Here is a 21,154-nt window from a genome sequence, read left to right as displayed (position 1 = left end):
CGGCACCGTCATGTGCAGCGTAGCGCGATCTGCACAACTTTGCTGCATCCGCGTGACACCTTGTCACAAAGCGCTAAGGGTCTGTTGCCGTTTCGTTCGCGGCTAGGGCCGGCTCAACCAACGCATGACCCAGCGGCTGAGCAGACTGGGGGAAAACTGATCAGCCCAGTACAGCAGCCCGAACTGCAGGCTGATCGGCCGATGCACCTTGGGCGCCTGGGCCTGCTGCCACGCCGCCAGGGCAATGTCTTCGGCGTCCAGGTGGACGCCCAGGCGGCGCATCACCGGCGGCCTGCTGCCCTGGCCAGTGACCATGGGCGTGTTGACGAACGGCGGCATCAGGCTGCCGACACGAATACCATGGACGGCCCATTCCAGCTCCAGGGCCTCGGTAAAACCGCGCACTGCGCATTTGCTCGCCGAATAGGTGGCCATCTGCGGCACACCGTACAACGCCGATGCCGAGCCCATATTGATCACCTGGGCCTGGGGCGTGGCTTGCAGATAGGCAAAGGCGCAATGGGTAACGGTCAGCAGCCCGCTGATATTGATCTGCACGGTCAGCAACTGATCGGCCAGGCTGATCTGCTCGAACGGCCCGCAGCGCAAGATCCCGGCGCCGTTGAACAGCACATGCAAATGGCCACCGTGAGCGCCGCAAAAGTCAGCCAGTGCCTGCTGTACCGCCGGCTCGTCGCAGACATCGACCGCTGCGAACCAGGCCCCCACCAACTCATCGGCCAGGCACTGCAAGGCCTCGCCATCGCGGTCAAGCAGGCCGACGGCCCAACCACGGGCATGGAACAAACGCGCAGTGGCGGCGCCAATACCCGAGGCGGCGCCGGTAATTAAAATGGTCTGCATCAAAAACCCCTTGCTTTGAGAAACAGCGCCACCCGCGCCAGGGCAAAATCAGCGACATGCAGCAGCCCGGCATGGGCCTGGAACACGTGCCACAGCCCCGGATAGCGTTCCAGTTGCACCTCCACCCCAGCCGCTTGCGCCGCCGCAGCAAAGCGTAGGCTGTCGTTGAGCAGAATTTCATCCTCACCGACCTGCAGCAGCAGCGGTGCCAGGCCGGTCAGGTCGTCGAACTGCGGTGACAAGCCAGGGTCATCCCGTGCCACATCGGCCGGGCAATACAGACCAATGGCCTGGGTCACCCAGTTCGGATGAATCAGCGGATCGCCACCGGCCGGGCTATGCAACTGGCTGCCGGTAAAGTCGGTGACCGGGGAGAAACACACCAGCGCACCTGGTTGCGGCAAGCCTAGATGGCGCAAGCGCAGGCTGGTGATCAGGCTCAGGTTGCCACCGGCCGAATCACCGACAAAGGCGATCCGCTGCGCCGGGTAGCCGGCAGCGAGCAGCGCCTGATAAGCGGCAATTGCGTCCTCACGGGCGGCCGGGTACCGGCTCTCGGGTGATAGGCGATAATCCAGCGCACAGACACTGGCCTGGGTGCGCGCGGCCAGGTGGGCACAAATCGCCCGGTGGGTCGCCGGCGACCCGGCAACGTAAGCGCCGCCGTGCAGGTAGAGCAGCACGCTGCCGCTGGGCTGCGAGGGCCGGTGCCATTCGCAGGGACGTCCGCCCAGGTGCCCGGCCTCGCGGCTCACCCCGGCCACAGGCAGCGTCGCAGCGGTTAGCGCGCGAATCACCGCACGCTGAAAAGGTACCGGCAGCGGCGGCCGCACCAAGCCGCGAAACAACACCCGTAATGCGCCGCGCAAAACGCTGCGCAGCAGCGGTTGATCGGCAGGCGGCGCAATGAAGTCAGCGGATGCAGTCATAGTCGTCCATCTCCGGCGCACGGGTCAGCCCGCGATAGGTAAAGGTATAGCCCGGCCAATTGTTGCTCTGGCTACCCGTGGCGCTGATGTACCAGCTGGTGCAGCCCTGGCTCCAGATGGTGCGCTGCAGATCCTGTTGCAGCCGCTGGTTGTAAGGCTGCTGCACACTCGCCTTGACGTCCAGGTAGCGCAGCTTGTCGCGCTTGAGTGCCTGGACGCAGCCCAGCACATAGCGAAACTGGCTCTCGAGCATGTAGATGATCGAGTTGTGCCCCAGGTTGGTGTTTGGCCCATACAGCAAAAACAGGTTGGGGAAACCACTGACACTGATGCCCTTGTACGCCTGCGCGCCGGCCTGCCAGGCCTGGTTGAGGTCGCGGCCACCCAGGCCGGTAATGCGCATCGGCGCAAGAAAGTCGCTGGCGGCGAAGCCGGTGCCGTAAATCAACACATCACAGCGGTGCTCACGGCCATCCGCAGTGCGCACAGCCTGCTCAGTAATCGCCTCGATGGCGCTGTCGACCACCTCGACATTGCCCTGGGCCAGGGCCGGATAGTAATCGTTGCTGATCAGGATGCGCTTGCAACCCATTGGGTAGTCCGGCTGCAGGCGCGCGCGCAGCTGCGGGTCGGCGACCGCCTGGCGCAGGTGCTGACGAAAGCGCCAGGCGAACAGCTTCATCAGTTGCGGGAAGCTGATAAACGCCAGGGCGCGAACCTCATGCTGCAGGTATTTGAGCCCGCGACTCAGGCGCAACAGCCCAGGCACGCGGCGCAACAGCGCCAGCTCCCAGGGCCTGTAAGCGCGGTCTGGCTTGGCCAACACATAGGCTGCCGAGCGCTGAAACAGCGTCAGGTGCGCGACCTGGGCCTGCAACTGCGGGACGAACTGAATAGCTGAGGCGCCGGTGCCAATCACCGCCACACGGCGCCCACGCAGGTCCAGATCATGGCGCCAGCGCGCCGAATGGAATACTTCGCCAGCGAATTGCTCGATACCAGGTAACGCCGGAATCGCCGGCCGATTGAGTTGGCCGCAGGCACTGACCAGCGCCCGGCAACGCAGCGTCTGCCCGCCCGCCAGGTTCACCTGCCACTGGCCGTTGTGTGCGTCGAACACCGCTCCCAGCACCTCGCTGTTGCAGCGGATCAGCGGCCGCAGGCCATAACGCGCCACACAGTCGAGCAGGTAGGCGTGAATCTCTGCCTGGCCGGCAAAGGTGCGCGTCCAGTCGGCCTTGGGCGCGAAGGAAAACGAATACAGGTGCGAAGGCACATCACAGGCCGCACCGGGATAACTGTTGTCGCGCCAGGTGCCGCCGATTTCGCCGGCTTTTTCCAGTATCAGCAGGCTGTCGACGCCGGCCTCACGCAGCTTTATCGCCAGGCCGATACCGGCGAAACCACTGCCGATGATCAGTACATCCAGCACCGTTTGTTCAAGGGACTCTGTTGTCATTATTGTCGGCTCCCGTGCCGCCATCAGGGCGGCTGCCCGCATCCTACGCCGCCCGTTACCAACAAAGGTATGGCATAGTCGGCCAACCTATTGTGATTTTCGGACAGCGCATGACTCAGGTTATTCCCAGACCGCCACGCCGCAGCATAACCAGCGTGCAACTGCTGACCCAGCTCGGCCTGGACCATGGTCTGAGTGTCGACAGCTGCCTGGCGGACACTGGCCTGACACCCCTGCAACTGGCCGACCTGCAGGGCGAAATCGACACCCGCCAGGAGCTGCAGGTGGTCAGCAACCTGATCACCGCGTTGCCCGCTATTAGCGACCTCGGGCTACGCGCCGGCCTGCGCTATCAACTCACAACTTATGGCATCTGGGGCTATGCCATGCTCGGCAGTCAGAACTTTCGCCAGGCGGCAGAGTTGGGGCTGCGTTACCTCGACCTGACGTTCGCCCTCAACCACATTCATCTGCTGGAAGAAGGCGACCAGGCGCACCTGTACCTGGAGGATCGCGACGTGCCGCCGGCCCTGCGTGGTTTTCTGGTGCAACGTGACCTGATGGCGGTGCTGGTGATCCAGCGCGAGCTGATTGGTAGCGCCCTGCCCCTGCGCGGCATCCAGCTTCGCCAGTCGGCGCCTGCAGACACCACGCCCTTTATCGAGCGCCTCGGCGTGCTGCCGGCCTTCGACAGCCCCTGTAACCGGATGAGTTTCGACCGTGCCCTGCTTGAGCATCCCTTGCCGCGCGCCAACCCGCACAGCGTGCAACTCTGTGAAGCCCAGTGCCAGGCCCTGCTCGCCCGCCGCCAGGAATACGCCGGGCTGGCCGGGCAGGTTCGACGCTTGCTCCTCGCGCGCCCCGGGCGCTTGCCCGACATGGAACAAGTAGCCGAGCAACTGCACATGAGCACCCGCACCCTGCGGCGCAAACTGACAGAGCAGCACAGCAGCTTTCGCGCGCTGCAGGACGATGTGCGCCAGGCCCTGGCCGAAGACCTGCTCAGCGCCGGCGGCCTGAGCCTGGAGGAAATCGCCGAACGCCTGGGCTATGGCGAGGCCTCGAACTTTATCCATGCCTTTCGCCGCTGGACCGGCAGCACGCCGGGTCAGTACGGCACTAAGCCGGCGTCAGACGCCAGATACCCTCACCGGTAACGCCATACAACTGCCGCCCAGGCAACGCGTCAATCGCCATGCCGCCGGTGAAGCTGCCGAATGCGGGCAACAGGCACAGCCGTTCATCCAGACAGAAACAAGCCAGGCGCACACGCTCGCGGCCACGCCCGCGCAGGTGAAACACCGGGTGCACGTGGCCAGCCAGTACGTGATGGCTGGGGTGCGGCTCGGGGCTGTGCTGCAGGGCGAAGGGGCCGACCAGGTAAGGCTCGGCGACCACCTCGATGCCCAGCTCGGCCGGTGGGTCGCCAGCGCTCAGGTCATGGTTGCCGCGTATCAGGCTAATCCGCAGCTCGGGGTGCGACGCGCGCCAGGCGGCGAGCGCGGCCATAGTGGCGGGCGCGCGGGACTGGCGGGCATGCAGAAAGTCACCGAGCACGATCAGCCAGCGACAGGCATAGCGCGCCAGCAAGGCATCCAGGCGAGCCAGATTATGCGCCGTGGTGCCGCTCGGTACCGGCTGGCCAAGGGCACGGTAAGCCGCCGCCTTGCCCAGGTGCAGGTCGGCGATCAGCAGAGCCTGGGCGTCGGGCCAGTAGAGGGCCTTGTCGGCCAGCAATAACAGCGGCGTATCGGCGACAGTGACCGGGCATTCAATAGGTAGTTGGGCGTTCATCTAGGACTCTAAGGCTTTGGCGGCGGCGGATTTACGCGGTTTACCTGTCTTGCCCTCGCGCACGCGCCGCGCTCTTGGCAGCTCACGCTCGACGTCGATCTGCTGCGCAACGGGTGGCGTATCGGCACCAGGGCCGGCGGCACGCTCCAGGTCGGCGACCATGCGCGCGATGCGATCGGCCAGCTTCTCCGAACTCAGGCTTTCGCGCAGGCGCTCGACCAGCAGCGGGAACGCCAGCGGCGTTGCCCGCTCCAGGGCCTGCAGCTGAATCGGCCGCTGGCACAGCTGCTGCAGGGTCTGACGCAGCTGCTCGACGTCCAGCTCCTGGCTCAACACCTCCTGTTCGGCCTGGCTGAGCAGCAGGTTCGCGGGGTCGTACTGGCGAAACACCTCGTAGAACAACCCGCTGGACGCCTGCACCTGACGCGCACTTTTGGCTGCGCCCGGGTAGCCGGCAAACACCAGCCCGGCGATCCGGGCGATTTCGCGAAAGCGTCGGCGTGCCAGCTCCCCGGCGTTCAGGCTGCCAAGCACGTCGGCGAGCAGGTCATCCTCGCGCAGCAGCTCGCGAGCCAGGTCACGCGACCAGTCGACCTCGGTGGCCGAAAGCAGCTCGAAGCCGTAGTCATTCACCGCGATGGAAAACGTCACTGGCTGACGCCGACTCAGGCGCCAGGCCAACAGACTGGCCAGACCCAGGTGCACATTGCGCCCGGCAAAGGGATAAACGAACAGGTGCCAGCCCTCGCGCGAGCGCAGGGTCTCGACCAGCAGACGCTCGGGCGTGGGCAACGCTGACCAGGCCCGCTGCACCGCCAGCAGCGGTTGCAGGCGTTGCATCTCCGGCCCAATAAGCTGCCCGGCTGCGGCCGCGGCAAAACGCGCCACCACGGCGTCGGCCAACTCGCTGGACAACGGCATGCGCCCGCCGCTCCAGCGCGGCACGGCCGCCTTGCGGCCCTTGCCGCGACGCACGTAGGCGGTCATGTTCTCCACCCGCACCAGCTCCAGCAGGCCGCCCGCGAACATAAAGCAGTCGCCGGGGCGCAGACGGGCAATAAAAGCCTCTTCGACACTGCCCAGGGCACGTCCACCACCGCCCTTGCTCCAGAACTTCACGCTGATGCTGGCATCGCTGACGATGGTGCCTACGCCCATGCGATGGCGCCGCGCCAGGGCCGCGCTGGGTACTCGCCAGATGCCCTCCTCGTCCGGTTCGGCGCGGCGGTAATCGGGGTAGGCGGTCAACGAATGGCCGCCATGGCGCACGAAGGCCAGCGCCCAGGCCCAGGCGTCATCGCCAAGGGTGCGGTAGGCCCAGGCGCTGCGCACCTCGGCCAGCAGCTCCTGGGCACGAAAACCGCCGCCCAAGGCCATGCTGACCAGGTGCTGCACCAGCACATCCAGCGGGTTTTCTGGAGACTGCCGCCCTTCTACCTGACCGGCGCGCACGGCGTCCTGCACGGCAGCGGCCTCGATCAACTCCAGGGCATGGGTCGGCACCAGGGTGATGCGCGAGGTGCGCCCCGGCGCATGCCCGGAACGCCCGGCGCGCTGCAGCAGGCGGGCGATGCCCTTGGCCGAGCCGATCTGCAGCACCCGCTCGACCGGCAGAAAATCCACGCCCAGGTCCAGGCTGGAGGTACAGACCACCGCTTTCAAGCGGCCGTCCTTGAGGCCCAGCTCGACCCAGTCACGCACCTCCCGAGCCAGCGAGCCGTGGTGCAGGGCGATAAGTCCGGCCCAGTCAGGGCGGGCTTCGAGCAGCGCCTGGTACCAGATTTCCGCCTGGGCACGGGTGTTGGTAAAGACCAGGCTGGAGGCACTGGCGTCGAGCGCGGCCACCACCTGATCACGCAGGCGCAAGCCCAGGTGCCCGGCCCAAGGAAAACGCTCCAGGCTCGGCGGCAACAGGGTGTCGATCTGCAGTTCCTTGGGCTGCAAGCCCTGCACCAGGCGCCCGCCGCCCTGGGGCACCAGCACCTCCAGCGCATGGGCCTGGTTGCCCAGGGTCGCCGACAGCCCCCAGACAATCAGCTGTGGGTGCCACTGGCGTAAGCGCGCCAGGGCCAACTGCAATTGCACACCGCGCTTGTTGCCGAGCAACTCGTGCCACTCATCGACCACCACCATGCGCAGCCCGGCGAACTGGGCGGCGGCGTTGGCCTGGGTCAGCAGCAGGGTCAGGCTTTCCGGCGTGGTGATCAGCCCGGTGGGCAGGCGCCGGGTCTGGCGCGCGCGCTCACTGCTGGCGGTATCACCGGTACGCAAGCCCAGGGTCCAGTCCAGCCCCAAGCCATCCAGGGGCGCCTGCAACGCGCGCTGGGTGTCGGCCGCCAGGGCGCGCATCGGGGTGATCCACAGCACGCCCAGGGGCGGCGCGACCCGGCGGCCTGCTTTGGTGCTGCTGGCCTGCTCCTTGGCTAGGCGCGCCATGGCCGCCAGCCACACCGCATAGGTTTTACCGGAGCCGGTGGTGGCATGCAGCAGACCGGATTGGCCTTGGGCCACCGCCGCCCAGACCTCGCGCTGAAAGGCAAAGGATTGCCAGCCCTGGCTGGCGAACCAGCGCTCGCCCACATCACTCATGGCAGCATCGCCTGGAGCATGGCCAGGGTGTCGGCCTCCTCCACGGTCTTGTCCTGACGCCAGCGCAGCATGCGCGGGAAGCGTACGGCGATGCCGCTCTTGTGCCGCTTGGACAGGGCAATGCCCTCGAAGCCCAACTCGAACACCAGGCTCGGTGTGAGGCTGCGCACCGGGCCGAATTTCTCCAACGTGGTTTTGCGCACGATGGCATCGACCTGGCGCATCTCGGCATCGGTCAGCCCGGAATAAGCCTTGGCGAACGGCACCAGGCTACGCCCTGGCGTACCGGGCGGGGCGTCCCACACGGCAAAGGTGAAATCGGTATAGAGGCTGGCGCGACGACCGTGGCCGCGCTGGGCATAGAGCAGCACGGCGTCGACGCTGAACGGCTCGACCTTCCACTTCCACCACACGCCAACATCCTTGGTCCGGCCCACGCCGTACTGGGCCTCGCGCGCCTTGAGCATCATGCCCTCCACGCCCAGGGCGCGGGAGGCTTCGCGCTGCGCCGCCAATGCCGCCCAGCTATCAGCTATCAGCAGTGGCGAGAGCAGCAGACGCGGGCTGGCACAGGCCGCGACCAGCGCCTGCAGACCTGTACGCCGATGGTGCTGGGGTTGGCTGCGGTAATCCTCGCCCTGCCATTCCAACAGGTCGTAGGCCATCACCGCCACCGGCACCTCATCGAGCAGCTTGCGGCTCAGGGTCTTGCGGCCGATGCGCTGCTGCAACAGGGCAAACGGCTGAATGCCCTGTACGGCGGAGGCCTCGGCCACTGGCGGTGCATTGAGCAAGGCGCCCTGCACGTCCTCGTCCGCCGGCCCATGGCGCCAGACCACCAGCTCGCCGTCGATCACCGTGCCGTCGGCCAGGGTGTCGACCAGGCCATGCAGGTCGGGGAAGCGCTCGGTGATCAGCTCTTCGCCGCGCGACCAGATCCACAACTGCCCGTCGCGCTTGACCAGTTGCACGCGTATGCCGTCCCACTTCCACTCCGCTTGCCAGTCCTGGACTGGCCCCAGGGCGCTGTCGAACTGCTCGGGCGGCAGTTGCAGGGCATGGGCGAGGAAGAACGGGTACGGCTGGCCACCACGTTGCGCATGCTCACCCGCCGATTCCGGGGCGATCAGTTGCAGGTAGCGTTCGGCGCTCGGCCGGTGCGACAGCTCGGTGTAGCCAACCAGCCGCTGCGCCACGCGCTTGGGGTCCAGCTCGGCCAGATTGGCCAGGGCGCGAGTCACCAACAGGCGCGACACGCCGACGCGAAAGGCCCCGGTGATCAGCTTGATGCAGACCATCAGCGCCAGCGAATCCAGCTCTCGCCAGAAGCTCGGCAAACGCTCGGCCAGCTCCTCCGGCGGCAAGCCGCGCAGCGGCAGCAGGCGCTCTTCGAGCCATTGGGCCAGGCCAAGCTCCGACGATTGCTCGGCGGCCGGCAACAACAACGCGATGGTTTCGGCCAGGTCGCCCACCGCCGAATAACTTTCCTCGAACAGCCACGCCGGTAACTGCGCCGCCTGCATCGCCAGTTCACGCAGGGTGCGCGAGGGCACCAGTTGACGGGGCCGCCCGCCGGCCAGGAAGAACACCGCCCAGGCGGCGTCCTCAGGTGCGGCCTCGGCAAAATAGTCCTGCAACGCCGCCAGCTTGGCATTGCTTGAAGTGGTCGCATCCAGGCGCGCGTAGAGCGCGGCAAAGGCCCTCATGCCGGCTCCTGGGTAGCGTCAGTCGGCGCCTCGGCACTGTCGTCCTCATCGCCGTATTCGGTGTCGAAGGCCTGGGCATCCAGGCCCTGCTCACGCAGGTGACGCACCAGAATATTGACTGAACCGTGGGTGACGAACACCCGCTCCGCGCCGCACTCGGCAATCGCCCAGTTCAGCCCCGGCCAATCGGCGTGGTCAGACAATACGAAGCCACGGTCCACGCCGCGCCGCCGACGCGCGCCACGCAGCAGCATCCAGCCGCTGGCGAAGGCGTCGCTGTAGTCGCCAAAGCGGCGCATCCAGGTGCTGCCGCCGGCCGAGGGTGGCGCCATGATCAGGCCCTGGCGCAGGCGCGGATCACCCTTGGGCACCTCGCTGACGCGCAACGTGTCGGGCAGGGCAACCCCGGCGTCGCGGTAGACCTGGTTGAGCGGCTCCATGGCGCCGTGGACGAGAATCGGTCCGATGCTCGCGTCTATGCCCTGCAGCAGCCGCTGCGCCTTGCCGAAGGCATAACAGAACAGCACGCTGGCGCGACCGGCGGCCTGGTTCTGCCGCCACCAGTCATCGACCCCGGCAAAAATCTGCGCCTGGGGCTGCCAGCGGTAGATCGGCAGGCCAAAGGTCGATTCGGTGATAAAGGTGTGGCAGCGCACCGACTCGAAGGGCGCGCAGGTGGCATCCGGCTCGACCTTGTAATCCCCCGAGGCGACCCAGACCTCGCCACGGTATTCCAGGCGTACCTGGGCCGACCCCAACACGTGACCGGCCGGGTGCAGGCTCAGGGTGACGTCGTGGTGATTGATGCGCTCGCCGTAGGCCAACGTCTGCAAATTGATCTCGGCGCCCAGGCGCGAGCGCAGGATGCCCTCACCCGGTGCAGCCGCCAGGTAATGCTGGCTGCCCCACCGCGCGTGGTCGCCATGACCATGGGTGATGACCGCGCGCTCCACCGGGCGCCAGGGGTCGATATAGAAGTCGCCAGGCGGGCAATACAGGCCTTCGGGGCGGGCAATAACCAGATCCATGCAGAGACGTCCTGTGCACACGCGTTAAGGGGTGATAAGGAATGAACCAACGCGGCCGCAGCGCCCGCGCAGTGACAGGTTGGACGGCCGGCCTGGAGAAAAAGTTGAGGCAACCGCTCTATCAAATGTCAGCAACCCATGCAATTCAAGCCTGCGCAGCATGGCGAAACAGAAAATCCATTCGCGCAGACAGCGCCCACTGAGCGCGCTATCGTGCACCTATGACAATGCATGCCACTGAATGCCTGCTGACCTACCAAGCGCCTTGGTCCTGGTCGCAGTTTCACGCCCATTACGCCCTACGCGCGCTGCCCGGCGTTGAACAGCTGGATGCCCACGGCTACACACGCAGCGCCGAACTGGACGGGCGCTGCGGCTGGTGGCGGATCACACCATTGGAGGATGTCGCAGCGCTGCGCCTTGAGGTCAGCCCCTCCCTGGCGCCCTGCCTGCCACAACTGGCACTGCGTGTGCGGCGCATGTTCGACCTGGACGCCGAGCCGTTGCGTATCGCCGCCCACTTTCGTGACGATCCGTACCTGGCTGATGCCTTCGCTCGCCGCCCCGGCCTGCGTTTGCCCAGTGCATTCGACCCGTTCGAGCAGGCGATCCGCGCCATCGTCGGCCAGCAGGTTTCGGTCAAAGCCGCGGTGACCTTGGCCACGCGTCTGGTCCAGCGCCTTGGCCGACGCCTGCCGGAGGCCACACCCGGCAGTCCGCAATGGCTGTTCCCCGATGCACCCAGCCTGGCCAGCGCCGACCTGAGTGGCATCGGCATGCCCGGCCGGCGAGTGCAGACGCTGCAGCACTTCGCCGCCGAGGTGGCTGCAGGCCGCCTGCAGTTGACCCTGGACGCCGGTAGCCAGGCGCTGGCCGAGCGCTTACGCAGCCTGCCCGGCATCGGCCCCTGGACCGCCGACTACATCGCCCTGCGTGCTTTTGGCGAGGCCGATGCCTTCCCTGCGGCCGACCTCGGCCTGCTCAAGGCCCCGCTGTGGAATGGCGCCAGCCTGACCCCACGGGAGTTGGCCCGGCGCGCCGAAGCCTGGCGGCCCTGGCGCGGTTATGCGGCGGTACAGCTGTGGTACGGCGCCTAATAGATAGCCTGGGCGAAAGGTCGAACCCGCGCCGCTCCGCCACGGTCATAGGCCTTGAGGTCGTCCGCGGCCACCTGACTGTTTGCCCACTTCGAGGAGCCCACCATGAGCGATGCGCCTGCCACGCCACCAGACGCCGCCGAGGTCGCCGCCTTTCGCGACAAGGTCCTGGCCAAACTGACCTACTCGGTGGGTAAAGACCCGGAACATGCGGTCGACCACGACTGGTTCGAGGCCATCGCCCTGGCTACCCGCGACCACCTGGTGGACCGCTGGATGGCCCACACCCGGGCGACCTACGCCCAGCAGCGCAAACGCGTGTACTACCTGTCCCTGGAGTTTCTTATCGGCCGCCTGCTGCTCGACAGCCTGAGCAACCTGGGCCTGCTGGACATCGCCCGCAGCGCCCTGCACGACCTGGATGTCGACCTGGAACGCATCCGCACCCTGGAAGCCGACGCGGCCCTGGGCAATGGTGGCCTGGGTCGCTTGGCGGCATGCTTTATGGAGAGCATGGCCACCCTCGGCCTCGCGGCCCACGGCTACGGCATCCGCTATGAACACGGTTTGTTTCGCCAGACCATCGTCGATGGGCGGCAAATGGAGCAGACCGAAACCTGGCTGGACTTCGGCAACCCCTGGGAGTTCGAGCGCCCGGAAACCAGCTACCTGATCGGCTTTGGCGGCAGTGTGTCGAGCGCCACTAACAGCGATGGCGAAGTACGCCAATTCTGGCACTGGGCCGAAGGCATCCGCGCCAACGCCTATGACACGCCCATCGCCGGCTGGCGTGGCAAAGCGGTGAACACCCTGCGCCTGTGGCGCGCGCGGGCGGAAAGCGACTTTCATCTGGAGCGCTTCAACGCTGGCGACCATATTGGCGCAGTGGCCGAAGAGGCACGCGCCGAGAGCATCTCCCGGGTGCTTTACCCGGCCGACAGCACCGAAGCGGGCCAGGAACTGCGCCTGCGTCAGGAATATTTCTTCGTCAGCGCCTCGCTACAGGACCTGCTGCGCCGCCACCTCAAGCAGCATGGCGAAGTGGAGTCGCTGCCCCAGTACGCTGCCATCCAGCTCAACGACACCCACCCGGCGATTGCCGTGGCCGAGCTGATGCGCCTGCTGGTGGACGTTCACGATCTGCCCTGGGAGCGCGCCTGGACCACCACCGTGGCGACCCTCGCCTACACCAATCACACGCTGCTGCCCGAGGCCCTGGAAACCTGGCCGGTGGGCCTGATGGAGCGGCTGCTGCCGCGGCACATGCAGATCATTTACCTGATCAACGCCTACCATATCGACGCCCTGCGCGCCCGCGACCTGCATGACTTCGACCTGCTGCGCGCGGTCTCGCTGATCGAGGAAGACAACGGCCGCCGCGTACGCATGGGCAACCTGGCCTTCCTCGGTTCGCACAGCGTCAATGGCGTGTCCGGGCTGCACACCGAGCTGATGCGCAGCACCGTGTTCAGCCAGTTGCATGCGCTCTACCCGGAACGCATCAACAACAAGACCAACGGCATCACCTTCCGCCGCTGGCTGTATCAGACCAACCCGGCGCTCACCGCGCTGCTGGTCGAGGCGGCCGGCCCGCAACTGCTCGACGACCCGCAGCAGTACCTGTCGGCAATAGAAGCCTTTGCCAACAAGGCCAGCTTTCGCAAGCGTTTTGCCGCCCAGCGCCGGCAGAAGAAGCTCGAACTGGCACAGCTAGTCGAAGAACGCCTGGCCATCAGCATCAATCCAGATGCGCTGTTCGACGTGCACATCAAACGTATCCACGAGTACAAACGCCAGTTGCTCAACCTGCTGCACACCGTGGCGCTGTACCAGGCCATGCGCGCCGAGCCGGCGACCACCTGGGTGCCACGGGTGAAGATCTTCGCCGGCAAGGCCGCCGCCAGCTACCACCAGGCCAAGCTGATCATCAAGCTGGCCAACGACATCGCCCGCACCATCAACGCCGACCCGACCCTGCGCGGCCAGCTCAAGCTGGTGTTTTTGCCCAACTACAACGTCAGCCTGGCCGAGGCGATCATCCCGGCGGCGGACCTCTCCGAGCAGATTTCCACTGCCGGGTTGGAAGCCTCGGGCACCAGCAATATGAAGTTCGCCCTCAATGGCGCGCTGACCATCGGCACCCTGGATGGCGCCAACGTGGAGATGGCCGAACGTATCGGCCAGGAGCACATGTTTATCTTCGGTATGACCGCCGCCCAGGTGCAGGCGCGCAAACGTGCCGATGCCTTCAGCGCGCAGCAGAGCGTGGCCGACTCAGCGCGTCTGCACGAAGTGCTGCAGGCGATCCGCAATGGCGTGTTCTCACCCGACGAGCCGAGCCGCTACACCGCCCTGGTGGACAACCTGATCGCTTATGACAACTTCTTTGTCTGCGCCGATTTCGAGGCCTACTGGGCGGCCCAGCAGCGGGTTAGCGACTACTGGCAAACGCCGGACCAGTGGTGGCGCTCGGCGGTGCTCAACACCGCGCGCGCCGGCTGGTTCTCCTCGGACCGCACCATCAGCGAATACGCCCGCGAGATCTGGCAGGTGATGGACTGACAGCAAGGCTCAAGGCGGATCAATGCGCGCCAACACCTTAGCCGGCCGAGTCAGCGGTAAGGCGAGAATCAGGCCCTCGCCGGAGGCCGGATAAATGCCGGTCAGGGCGGTGATATTGACCTGATGGGAGACCAGCACCCGCGCAACCCCGGCCGGCAGGGCGTTGATCTGCGCCAGCAGCGCTTCGATCTGCTGGTTGGCCGTGGTGCGGTTTTCAAAAAACGAATCCAGCGGCGGCAGTGGCTCGACCGGGCCAAGGTCCATGGCCTGGGCCGTGTCGCGGGCGCGGCACCAGCGGCTGCTGAGCAACTGCGGGCGTTCGATGCCCAGGCCGCGCAAGCGCTCGCCCCAGCGCCGGCCTTCAGCGCGGCCCTGTTCGTTGAGGTTACGCTGGGTGCTGCAATCGCCTAGGGTGAAACCGGCGGGGTCGCCGACACCCGGTGCAGTGGCATGACGCAACAGCAGCAGCGCGCGGCCCTCGCGCAGCGCTGCCCAGGCCTGTTGTTCATCCGCCTGGGCCAGCCCGCTCGATAGCAGGCCAACCATCAGGCAGAGAGCCGATACTGAAGCAACGAACGACGCCATGACGACTCCTGAACCCAGTCAAAGAGCCATCACCATAGCCATTATTCATGCGATATCCCACTACCTAACCGTAGGGTGCGCCGTGCGCACCGCCGCAGCCATGGTTAACGCCGCTGCTATCAACGCGGCGGCACGCCGACCGCCCGCGGCCCCATGATCCACCAGTTGAACGCACCCAGCAGGGGGAACAGCAATAACAAGCTCAGCCACAACAGCTTCATGCCGCGGCTGACGCCACTGCGCAGCACCTGCGCGGCGGCCCACAGGTGGACCAGCAGGAGCAATGCGCCGAGCAGCAGGTAGAGCGGGTCCATGGCAGTTTCCTAAAGACAGTGTCTTTAGGAGAACCTGTGCGAGCTACAGGGTTCCCGCTATCTCAGTCGTCCAGCTCGGGAAAGCGCGCCACCAAGGCGTTATCGCCCGGCACGGCCGGCTGCGACGCACGGTGCAGCAGCAGGCAGCGCGGGTGCTCGCCGATATCCAGCCAGTAAGGCGTACCGGCAGGCACATGGAGGTGATCGCCCTTCTCGCACAGCAGCCCATGCACATACTCACCGACTTGCAGGTAGACCAAGGCACGCCCACCCAGCAGGACGAACTGCTCGGCGGCGCCGCTCACCCGCACCTGGCGCCAGTGCGCGCGCCATTCGTCGCGCTCGGGGCTGGTTTCGGCGACGCTGAGCAGCAGGTCGCTCGCCTGCAGCGGGCTGTCCGGCAACGCCCGTACCTCTGCCTCTGTCGCACCGGGGCGCAGGTCAATGCGCGGGGCATCGCTGGCAAAGGTCACGCCCTGCTCGGCCAGGGTCCGAGTGATGTCCTCGGTATGGGTGAGGAGCTTGTTCGGCAGGTCGGCCGTGCTCAGGTGATAGACGCTCAAACTGCTCATGGTCAGGACTCGCTGGTTGATCGGAGCGCCCAGGCACTCCGTTTCGATAAGAAGATAGTGTGGTGCAGACCGCTCACGGTCGCTCCTCCGGCACTCGGCTAAAGGTGATCGCCGCAGCGGCCAGGGCCACCAGGCTGGCAATCGCAAAGGTCCAGGCCGGCCCCAGACTGCTCCAACTGTAGCCCGAATAGAGCGCCCCCAGGGCGCCACCGACGCCGGCCAGGGCCGCGTACAGCGCCTGGCCCTGGCCTTGCTGGCGGTCGCCAAAACTGCGCTGGACGAAATGAATGGCCGCCGCGTGGAAGGCGCCAAAGGTCGCCGCATGCATCACCTGGGCGAGCAACAGCACCGGCAGATGGTCGGCCAGGTTGCCCAACAATAGCCAGCGCAACGCGGTAATCAGGAAGCTGGCCAGCAACACCCTACGCAGCGAGTAGCGCGACAGTATCCGCGCCATCAGCATAAACAGCACAATCTCGGCGAGCACGCCCAGGGCCCAGAGCTGGCCGATCAACCCGCGCGAGTAACCCAGCGATTCCAGGTGCAGGCTGAGGAAGGTGTAGTACGGGCCATTGCTCAATTGCATCAGGCCGACACTGGCATAGAACGCCAGAATGCCCGGCCGACCAAGCTGACGCAGAAAGCCGCCCTCGCCCGCGCTGCTCGGGCGAAACTGCGGCTGTGCGTTGGGCACCCAGGCGCTGGCAATGACGATACCGGCCATGATCAATACCAGTGCCCAGGGGTAGGCATCCAGGCTGAGGCGGTCGAACAATTCACCCAACCCGACCACGGCAACGATAAAACCAATCGAACCCCATAGGCGGATCTGGCTGTAACGCGCCGCCTGCTCGCGCAAATGCGCCAGGGTGATGACCTCGAACTGCGGCAGCACCGCATGCCAGAAGAACGCGTGGGCCGCCATGATCAGCGCCAGCCAGGCATAGCTGTGGCTGATGAAGATGCCGGCAAAACAGGCCAGGGTGCAGAGCGCGCCAAGGCGCACGATCAGCAGGCGCTGCCCGCTGTAATCGCCCAGCCAACCCCACAGGTTGGGCGCCACGCAGCGCATCAGCATGGGAATGGCCACCAGTTCGCCAATGCGCGCCGGTGAAAACCCCAGGTGGTCGAAATACAACGCCAGAAACGGCGCCGTGGCGCCGAGCAGGGAGAAATAGAAGAAGTAAAACCCGGACAGGCGCCAATAAGGCAGCACCGCGCTCATAGCGAACCTGCAGCCTGCGCAACACCGGTAGCCTGGGTTGAGCGCAGCGATACCCGGGAACCTTTTACCCGACTATTGCGCGGCTCAACCCCAGCCACAGGCGCCATCACAGCTGCGGCAATACCGGCGTGGTCACCCGCACATCGGCATTCTGCGCACGGTGGCGCAGCAGGTGGTCCATCAGCACGATGGCCATCATCGCCTCGGCAATCGGCGTAGCGCGGATGCCCACACAAGGGTCGTGGCGGCCCTTGGTGATGATGTCCACCGGGTTGCCGTCGACATCGATGGAACGCCCCGGCGTGGTGATGCTGGACGTTGGCTTGAGCGCCAGGTGGGCGACGATTGGCTGGCCGCTGGAAATACCGCCAAGAATGCCGCCGGCATTGTTCGACAGGAAACCCTCGGGAGTCAGCTCGTCACGGTGCTCGGTGCCGCGCTGGGCGACACTGGCAAAACCGGCGCCGATCTCCACGCCCTTGACCGCGTTGATGCTCATCAGCGCATGGGCCAGCTCGGCGTCCAGGCGGTCGAAGATCGGCTCGCCGAGGCCCGGCATCACGCCTTCGGCGACCACGGTGATCTTCGCACCGACCGAGTCCTGATCGCGACGCAGCTGGTCCATATAGGCCTCCAGCTCCGGCACCTTGTCCGGGTCGGGGCTGAAGAAGGCATTGTCTTCCACCGAATCCCAGGTCTTGAACGGAATCTCGATAGGCCCAAGCTGGCTCATATAGCCACGCACCACGATGCCCTGGGTGGCCAGGTACTTCTTGGCGATGGCGCCCGCCGCCACACGCATGGCGGTTTCGCGCGCCGAGCTGCGGCCACCGCCACGGTAATCGCGGATGCCGTATTTGTGGTGGTAGCTGTAGTCGGCGTGGGCCGGGCGGAACAGGTCCTTGATCGCCGAGTAGTCCTTGGATTTCTGGTCGGTGTTGCGGATCAGCAGGCCAATCGCACAGCCGGTGGTCTTGCCCTCGAACACCCCGGCGAGGATTTCCACCTCGTCGTCTTCCTGGCGCTGGGTGGTGTGGCGGCTGGTGCCAGGCTTGCGCCGGTCCAGGTCGCGCTGCATGTCCGCCAGCGAGAGTTCGACGCCCGGCGGGCAGCCGTCTACGATGGCGACCAGCGCCGGGCCGTGGCTCTCGCCAGCGGTGGTGACGGTAAACAACTTGCCGTAGGTATTGCCGGACATGGGCACAACGCTCCGCGAAATTCGTATCCTGGCCGCCCAGCCACGCAGGCTTGGGCCAACTCGATGAGCCGGCGAGTATACCCGCCGCGCCCGTGCAGTTCACCCACGAACCTTTATCCACCATCAGCATCCAAGGGGTTCCCTTGCCACAGTACCCGTCCATGCTGCGAGCCTTACTGTTGACCCTTTCCCTGCTCACCGGCCTGGCCCAGGCCAGCACCACCTTCGACCAGCGCCCGCAGACCCTGGAGAGCGAAAGCGGCACCCTGCGCGGCACCCTGCTGCAACCGCGCACCACGCAGCCGATGCCAGTGGTGCTGCTGATCGCCGGCTCCGGCCCCACCGACCGCGACGGCAACAACCCGGCCGGGCATAACGACAGCCTCAAACGCCTGGCCATGGCTCTGGCTCGCGAGGGCATCGCCAGCCTGCGCTACGACAAACGCGGGGTGGCCGCCAGCCGCGCCGCCACCCCCAACGAACGCGACCTGAGCGTCGAGCAGTACGTCGCCGATGCAGCCGCCTGGGGCCGTCAACTCAAGGCCGACCCGGCTTTCGACCGCTTGATTTTGCTCGGCCATAGCGAAGGTGCGCTGATCGCCAGCCTCGCCGCCGACGCTGCCCAGGCCGATGCCGTGGTATCCCTGGCCGGCAGCTCGCGGCCCATTGACCAGGTGCTGCGCGAGCAACTGCAGTACCGCCTGCCGCCGCAGTTGCTGGCGCAGAGCACACAGCTACTCGACACCCTGCTTGCTGGGCAAACCGTCAGCGAGGTCCCCGACGAGCTACAGGTGCTGTTCCGCCCCAGCGTGCAGCCGTACCTGATCTCGCTGTTTCGCCAGGACCCCAGCGCCGCCTTTGCCCGCCTGCGCATGCCGGCCCTGATCGTCCAGGGCACCCACGACATTCAGGTCGGCGTGGCCGACGCCCAGGCCCTGCAGGCCGCCAAGCCGGATGCCGAACTGGCGCTGATCGACGGCATGAACCATGTGCTGCGCATCGTACCCATGGATTTAAAGGCACAACTGGCCTCTTACGATGAGCCTGGGTTACCGTTGGCCCAGGCGCTGAGCCAACGGCTGGTGGCCTTTATCCAGGGGATAGACCGCCGATAAGGCTCCAGTCCTGCGCCGACCAGCCGATAGAATCTGAGTCTGGTTGCCCGCGCGTTGCAGACCGCAACGAAATGGCAACAGACCCTAGCCAGCCAAGCCTGGCCCGCGCACAGGACCGCTGCTGATGACCGACACCGACGACGCCGCCCCTCCTGTTGACCAGGAACCCGCCACCGACACGCCGCCGGCTCACGCCTGGGCCGAGCTACCGGCCGAGCACTTTCGCCTGCTGCGCCTCGCCTCGCTGCCCGTCGACCGGCACACCGGCGCCCGCCCACTGCGCTTCGTCCAGTTCGGCCGTGTCGAGCGGCATGCCAAAGGCCAGAGCCTGCTGCGCTTGAGTATTCAGATACCTGGCCAACGCCTGCGCAAAGAACAGAATCTGCTGGAAGTGTGGATCGACCACCGCGCCAAGGAAGTGCGTTTCGGCCCCGACAAGGGCCTGTCCGTGGAGCCATCCAACCGTGGCCTGGGGCGTTTCTTACTGGCTCAGGGCGTCGCTTGGGCGCGCCAGCACTGCGCTCATTATCAGGTCGAGGGCGGTGCACTACCGGCCAAAGACGCCCTCAACGACGAAGCCCGCGCGCGCCGTGACCATTGCCTCAAGGCCCAGGGCTTTGTGGTCGAGTACCTCGACCCACTGCAGCTCAAGGCCCAGTACAGCGCGCCACGGGTCAGCAGCCTGCACCCGGACTGGCACACCGAGAAGGTGCAGTTCGTCGAATTACTGGACGCGGCGGCCATGCTCGAACAGGCCGAGCAGAACCTGCGCGAACAAGAGGTGAAGCTGCGCAAGCAGGACGAGCGGATCAATGCACTCAAGCAGGAAGACAGCAGCCTGCGCTTCACCATCGCCTGCCTGGTGGCCTTCTGCCTATTCCAGGCGGCGCTGCTGATCTGGATCGCGACGCGCTAACGCGCTTAGCCCGCAACCCGTGCGCGAAACAGCGCCTGGTGCTCGCGGCACTGCTGCGCCGCCAGCATGAACACACCGTGGCCACCGCGCTGGAATTCCAGCCAGGTGAACTCGACCTCGGGATACAGCGCCTCGACATGCACCTGGCTATTGCCCACCTCGACGATCAGCAGGCCACGCTCGGTAAGGTGATCCGCCGCCTCGGCGAGCATGCGCCGCACCAGGTCGAGCCCGTCGTCACCGCAGGCCAGGCCCAGTTCGGGCTCGTGCTGGTACTCGGCCGGCATATCGGCGAAATCTTCGGCATCGACATAAGGCGGGTTCGACACGATCAGATCGAAGCGCTGTCCCGGCAGACCGGCGAATCCATCACCTTGCACGGTGTAGACCCGCTCATCCAGGCCATGGCGCTCGATATTGCGGTTGGCGATTTCCAGCGCCTCATAGGACAGATCGCCCAGCACCACCTCGGCGTCGAGAAATTCATAGGCGCAGGCAATGCCGATACAGCCCGAACCGGTACACAGATCGAGAATCCGCGCCGGCTCGCTGGCCAGCCAGGGGGCAAAGCGCTGCTCGATTAGCTCGCCAATCGGGGATCGAGGAATCAGCACACGCTCATCGACGATAAACGGCAACCCACAGAACCAGGCCTCACCGATCAGGTAGGCAGCCGGCACACGCTCGACGATACGCCGCTGCAGCAGAGCCTGCAGGTGCGCGTGTTCGTCATCTTCGAGGCGGCAGTCGAGGTAACTGTCAGCGATCTCGTAAGGCAGGTGCAACGCACCGAGGACCAGTTGCCGCGCCTCGTCCCAGGCGTTGTCCGTACCGTGACCGAAGAACAACTCCTCGCGCTGAAAACGGCTGACAGCCCAGCGGATGTAGTCACGCAAGGTACGCAGGCGGGTATGGACAGGGGCGGCATCGGTCACAGGCAAACTCCGGCGGGTGGAAAACCGCGGCATTCTAGCCCATGCAGCCAGCCGGTAAGCGGCACCCGTGGGAAAAAACGCGACTCAATCCGGCGATTTGCCTTGACCATCGTCGCGCCGCTCACGGCGCAGCTCACGGGCAACGGCAATCGCAACAGCCAGGGCGAACAGCAGCCAGAAATGCGCAGCAAATTGGGAAAACAGGTTCATGGGCAACTCCTTTGCGGCAGGGTCTGTTCTCGTTTCGTCGCGAGCCGCGTTGCTGC

General features: G+C 65.9%; 19 protein-coding genes. 5 read left to right on the top strand and 14 right to left on the bottom strand.

What is annotated here, in order from left to right; all coding sequences use genetic code 11:
• Nucleotides 1-102: 102 nt before the first annotated feature.
• The 3 genes from BMW49_RS01495 to BMW49_RS01485 are packed head-to-tail and all read right to left on the bottom strand — an operon-like array spanning nucleotide 103 to nucleotide 3,252.
• Entirely contained in the window at nucleotides 103-864 is a 762-nt protein-coding gene (locus tag BMW49_RS01495) for an SDR family oxidoreductase (protein ID WP_069516867.1), read from the bottom strand.
• Nucleotides 864-1,793 carry an alpha/beta hydrolase gene (locus BMW49_RS01490; protein WP_069516868.1) on the bottom strand — a complete coding sequence of 310 codons (930 nt, stop codon included), beginning with the start codon at nucleotides 1,791-1,793 and terminating at the stop codon, nucleotides 864-866. The genes BMW49_RS01495 and BMW49_RS01490 overlap by 1 nt, the downstream gene beginning before the upstream one ends.
• Entirely contained in the window at nucleotides 1,777-3,252 is a 1,476-nt protein-coding gene (locus tag BMW49_RS01485; RefSeq protein ID WP_069516869.1) for a flavin-containing monooxygenase, read from the bottom strand. The genes BMW49_RS01490 and BMW49_RS01485 overlap by 17 nt, the downstream gene beginning before the upstream one ends.
• Before the next feature lie 110 nt (nucleotides 3,253-3,362).
• Here BMW49_RS01485 and BMW49_RS01480 point away from each other — a divergent pair, with 110 nt between their 5' ends.
• A complete protein-coding gene (locus tag BMW49_RS01480; RefSeq protein WP_083251669.1) occupies nucleotides 3,363-4,409 on the top strand; it encodes an AraC family transcriptional regulator in 1,047 nt (348 codons plus the stop codon).
• Here the strand turns inward: BMW49_RS01480 and pdeM are convergent.
• Genes pdeM through BMW49_RS01460 form a run of 4 tightly spaced genes read right to left on the bottom strand, consistent with a single transcriptional unit; the run spans nucleotide 4,372 to nucleotide 10,369 of the window.
• Complete coding sequence (pdeM, locus tag BMW49_RS01475) at nucleotides 4,372-5,046, bottom strand: ligase-associated DNA damage response endonuclease PdeM (protein ID WP_069516870.1); 675 nt, start codon at nucleotides 5,044-5,046, stop codon at nucleotides 4,372-4,374. The two genes, BMW49_RS01480 and pdeM, sit on opposite strands and share 38 nt — an antisense overlap.
• Nucleotides 5,047-7,635, bottom strand: coding sequence for a ligase-associated DNA damage response DEXH box helicase (locus BMW49_RS01470; protein ID WP_069516871.1), 2,589 nt, complete (start codon nucleotides 7,633-7,635; stop codon nucleotides 5,047-5,049). It lies immediately after the preceding gene.
• Nucleotides 7,632-9,341 carry an ATP-dependent DNA ligase gene (locus BMW49_RS01465; RefSeq protein ID WP_069516872.1) on the bottom strand — a complete coding sequence of 570 codons (1,710 nt, stop codon included), beginning with the start codon at nucleotides 9,339-9,341 and terminating at the stop codon, nucleotides 7,632-7,634. The genes BMW49_RS01470 and BMW49_RS01465 overlap by 4 nt, the downstream gene beginning before the upstream one ends.
• On the bottom strand, nucleotides 9,338-10,369 hold the full coding sequence (locus tag BMW49_RS01460) for a ligase-associated DNA damage response exonuclease (RefSeq protein ID WP_069516873.1): 1,032 nt from the start codon (nucleotides 10,367-10,369) through the stop codon (nucleotides 9,338-9,340). The genes BMW49_RS01465 and BMW49_RS01460 overlap by 4 nt, the downstream gene beginning before the upstream one ends.
• 227 nt (nucleotides 10,370-10,596) lie before the next feature.
• Here BMW49_RS01460 and BMW49_RS01455 point away from each other — a divergent pair, with 227 nt between their 5' ends.
• Together BMW49_RS01455 and BMW49_RS01450 are read left to right on the top strand one after the other, a co-directional pair.
• Nucleotides 10,597-11,466 (top strand): DNA-3-methyladenine glycosylase family protein, encoded by an 870-nt coding sequence (locus tag BMW49_RS01455; RefSeq protein WP_069516874.1) that lies wholly within the window; start codon nucleotides 10,597-10,599, stop codon nucleotides 11,464-11,466.
• 105 nt (nucleotides 11,467-11,571) lie between these two features.
• Nucleotides 11,572-14,028, top strand: coding sequence for a glycogen/starch/alpha-glucan phosphorylase (locus BMW49_RS01450; RefSeq protein ID WP_069516875.1), 2,457 nt, complete (start codon nucleotides 11,572-11,574; stop codon nucleotides 14,026-14,028).
• A 9-nt stretch (nucleotides 14,029-14,037) separates the two neighbouring features.
• Here the strand turns inward: BMW49_RS01450 and BMW49_RS01445 are convergent, their stop codons facing one another.
• From BMW49_RS01445 to aroC, 5 genes are all read right to left on the bottom strand, one after another.
• Nucleotides 14,038-14,613, bottom strand: a complete 576-nt coding sequence (locus tag BMW49_RS01445) for a histidine phosphatase family protein (protein WP_069516876.1) — start codon at nucleotides 14,611-14,613, stop codon at nucleotides 14,038-14,040.
• A 119-nt stretch (nucleotides 14,614-14,732) separates the two neighbouring features.
• Nucleotides 14,733-14,927, bottom strand: coding sequence for a PLDc N-terminal domain-containing protein (locus tag BMW49_RS01440; protein WP_069516877.1), 195 nt, complete (start codon nucleotides 14,925-14,927; stop codon nucleotides 14,733-14,735).
• Between the two features lie 62 nt (nucleotides 14,928-14,989).
• Complete coding sequence (locus BMW49_RS01435; RefSeq protein ID WP_069516878.1) at nucleotides 14,990-15,499, bottom strand: cupin domain-containing protein; 510 nt, start codon at nucleotides 15,497-15,499, stop codon at nucleotides 14,990-14,992.
• A 73-nt stretch (nucleotides 15,500-15,572) separates the two neighbouring features.
• Nucleotides 15,573-16,724, bottom strand: a complete 1,152-nt coding sequence (locus BMW49_RS01430) for an MFS transporter (RefSeq protein WP_069516879.1) — start codon at nucleotides 16,722-16,724, stop codon at nucleotides 15,573-15,575.
• Between the two features lie 106 nt (nucleotides 16,725-16,830).
• Nucleotides 16,831-17,922, bottom strand: a complete 1,092-nt coding sequence (aroC, locus tag BMW49_RS01425) for a chorismate synthase (protein WP_069516880.1) — start codon at nucleotides 17,920-17,922, stop codon at nucleotides 16,831-16,833.
• Between the two features lie 161 nt (nucleotides 17,923-18,083).
• On the opposite strand from aroC, the gene BMW49_RS01420 reads away from it, so the two are divergent.
• Both BMW49_RS01420 and BMW49_RS01415 read left to right on the top strand, forming a co-directional pair.
• Nucleotides 18,084-19,037 carry an alpha/beta hydrolase gene (locus BMW49_RS01420; protein ID WP_069516881.1) on the top strand — a complete coding sequence of 318 codons (954 nt, stop codon included), beginning with the start codon at nucleotides 18,084-18,086 and terminating at the stop codon, nucleotides 19,035-19,037.
• Nucleotides 19,038-19,155: 118 nt separating this feature from the next.
• Nucleotides 19,156-19,953 (top strand): hypothetical protein, encoded by a 798-nt coding sequence (locus BMW49_RS01415; protein WP_371850859.1) that lies wholly within the window; start codon nucleotides 19,156-19,158, stop codon nucleotides 19,951-19,953.
• Between the two features lie 5 nt (nucleotides 19,954-19,958).
• Here the strand turns inward: BMW49_RS01415 and prmB are convergent, their stop codons facing one another.
• Both prmB and BMW49_RS25300 read right to left on the bottom strand, forming a co-directional pair.
• Nucleotides 19,959-20,888 (bottom strand): 50S ribosomal protein L3 N(5)-glutamine methyltransferase, encoded by a 930-nt coding sequence (gene prmB / locus BMW49_RS01410; protein ID WP_244168294.1) that lies wholly within the window; start codon nucleotides 20,886-20,888, stop codon nucleotides 19,959-19,961.
• Nucleotides 20,889-20,972: 84 nt separating this feature from the next.
• Nucleotides 20,973-21,098 carry a hypothetical protein gene (locus BMW49_RS25300; protein ID WP_256539513.1) on the bottom strand — a complete coding sequence of 42 codons (126 nt, stop codon included), beginning with the start codon at nucleotides 21,096-21,098 and terminating at the stop codon, nucleotides 20,973-20,975.
• Between the last annotated feature and the right edge of the window lie 56 nt (nucleotides 21,099-21,154).

The organism is Pseudomonas cuatrocienegasensis (assembly GCF_900110925.1).
In the GTDB taxonomy this organism is placed as follows: domain Bacteria; phylum Pseudomonadota; class Gammaproteobacteria; order Pseudomonadales; family Pseudomonadaceae; genus Aquipseudomonas; species Aquipseudomonas cuatrocienegasensis.
This window is presented reverse-complemented; position numbering and strand designations above follow the sequence as displayed.

Bases quoted from the DNA above. Each gene is read 5' to 3' on its own strand.
- BMW49_RS01445 (WP_069516876.1), bottom strand. From the start codon at position 14,613: ATGGCGTCGTTCGTTGCTTCAGTATCGGCTCTCTGCCTGATGGTTGGC.
- BMW49_RS01495 (WP_069516867.1), bottom strand. From the start codon at position 864: ATGCAGACCATTTTAATTACCGGCGCCGCCTCGGGTATTGGCGCCGCC.
- BMW49_RS25300 (WP_256539513.1), bottom strand. From the start codon at position 21,098: ATGAACCTGTTTTCCCAATTTGCTGCGCATTTCTGGCTGCTGTTCGCC.
- BMW49_RS01485 (WP_069516869.1), bottom strand. From the start codon at position 3,252: ATGACAACAGAGTCCCTTGAACAAACGGTGCTGGATGTACTGATCATC.
- BMW49_RS01470 (WP_069516871.1), bottom strand. From the start codon at position 7,635: ATGAGTGATGTGGGCGAGCGCTGGTTCGCCAGCCAGGGCTGGCAATCC.
- BMW49_RS01420 (WP_069516881.1), top strand. From the start codon at position 18,084: ATGCTGCGAGCCTTACTGTTGACCCTTTCCCTGCTCACCGGCCTGGCC.
- BMW49_RS01450 (WP_069516875.1), top strand. From the start codon at position 11,572: ATGAGCGATGCGCCTGCCACGCCACCAGACGCCGCCGAGGTCGCCGCC.
- BMW49_RS01435 (WP_069516878.1), bottom strand. From the start codon at position 15,499: ATGAGCAGTTTGAGCGTCTATCACCTGAGCACGGCCGACCTGCCGAAC.
- pdeM (WP_069516870.1), bottom strand. From the start codon at position 5,046: ATGAACGCCCAACTACCTATTGAATGCCCGGTCACTGTCGCCGATACG.
- BMW49_RS01455 (WP_069516874.1), top strand. From the start codon at position 10,597: ATGCATGCCACTGAATGCCTGCTGACCTACCAAGCGCCTTGGTCCTGG.
- BMW49_RS01480 (WP_083251669.1), top strand. From the start codon at position 3,363: ATGACTCAGGTTATTCCCAGACCGCCACGCCGCAGCATAACCAGCGTG.
- BMW49_RS01465 (WP_069516872.1), bottom strand. From the start codon at position 9,341: ATGAGGGCCTTTGCCGCGCTCTACGCGCGCCTGGATGCGACCACTTCA.
- BMW49_RS01460 (WP_069516873.1), bottom strand. From the start codon at position 10,369: ATGGATCTGGTTATTGCCCGCCCCGAAGGCCTGTATTGCCCGCCTGGC.
- aroC (WP_069516880.1), bottom strand. From the start codon at position 17,922: ATGTCCGGCAATACCTACGGCAAGTTGTTTACCGTCACCACCGCTGGC.
- BMW49_RS01490 (WP_069516868.1), bottom strand. From the start codon at position 1,793: ATGACTGCATCCGCTGACTTCATTGCGCCGCCTGCCGATCAACCGCTG.
- BMW49_RS01430 (WP_069516879.1), bottom strand. From the start codon at position 16,724: ATGAGCGCGGTGCTGCCTTATTGGCGCCTGTCCGGGTTTTACTTCTTC.
- BMW49_RS01440 (WP_069516877.1), bottom strand. From the start codon at position 14,927: ATGGACCCGCTCTACCTGCTGCTCGGCGCATTGCTCCTGCTGGTCCAC.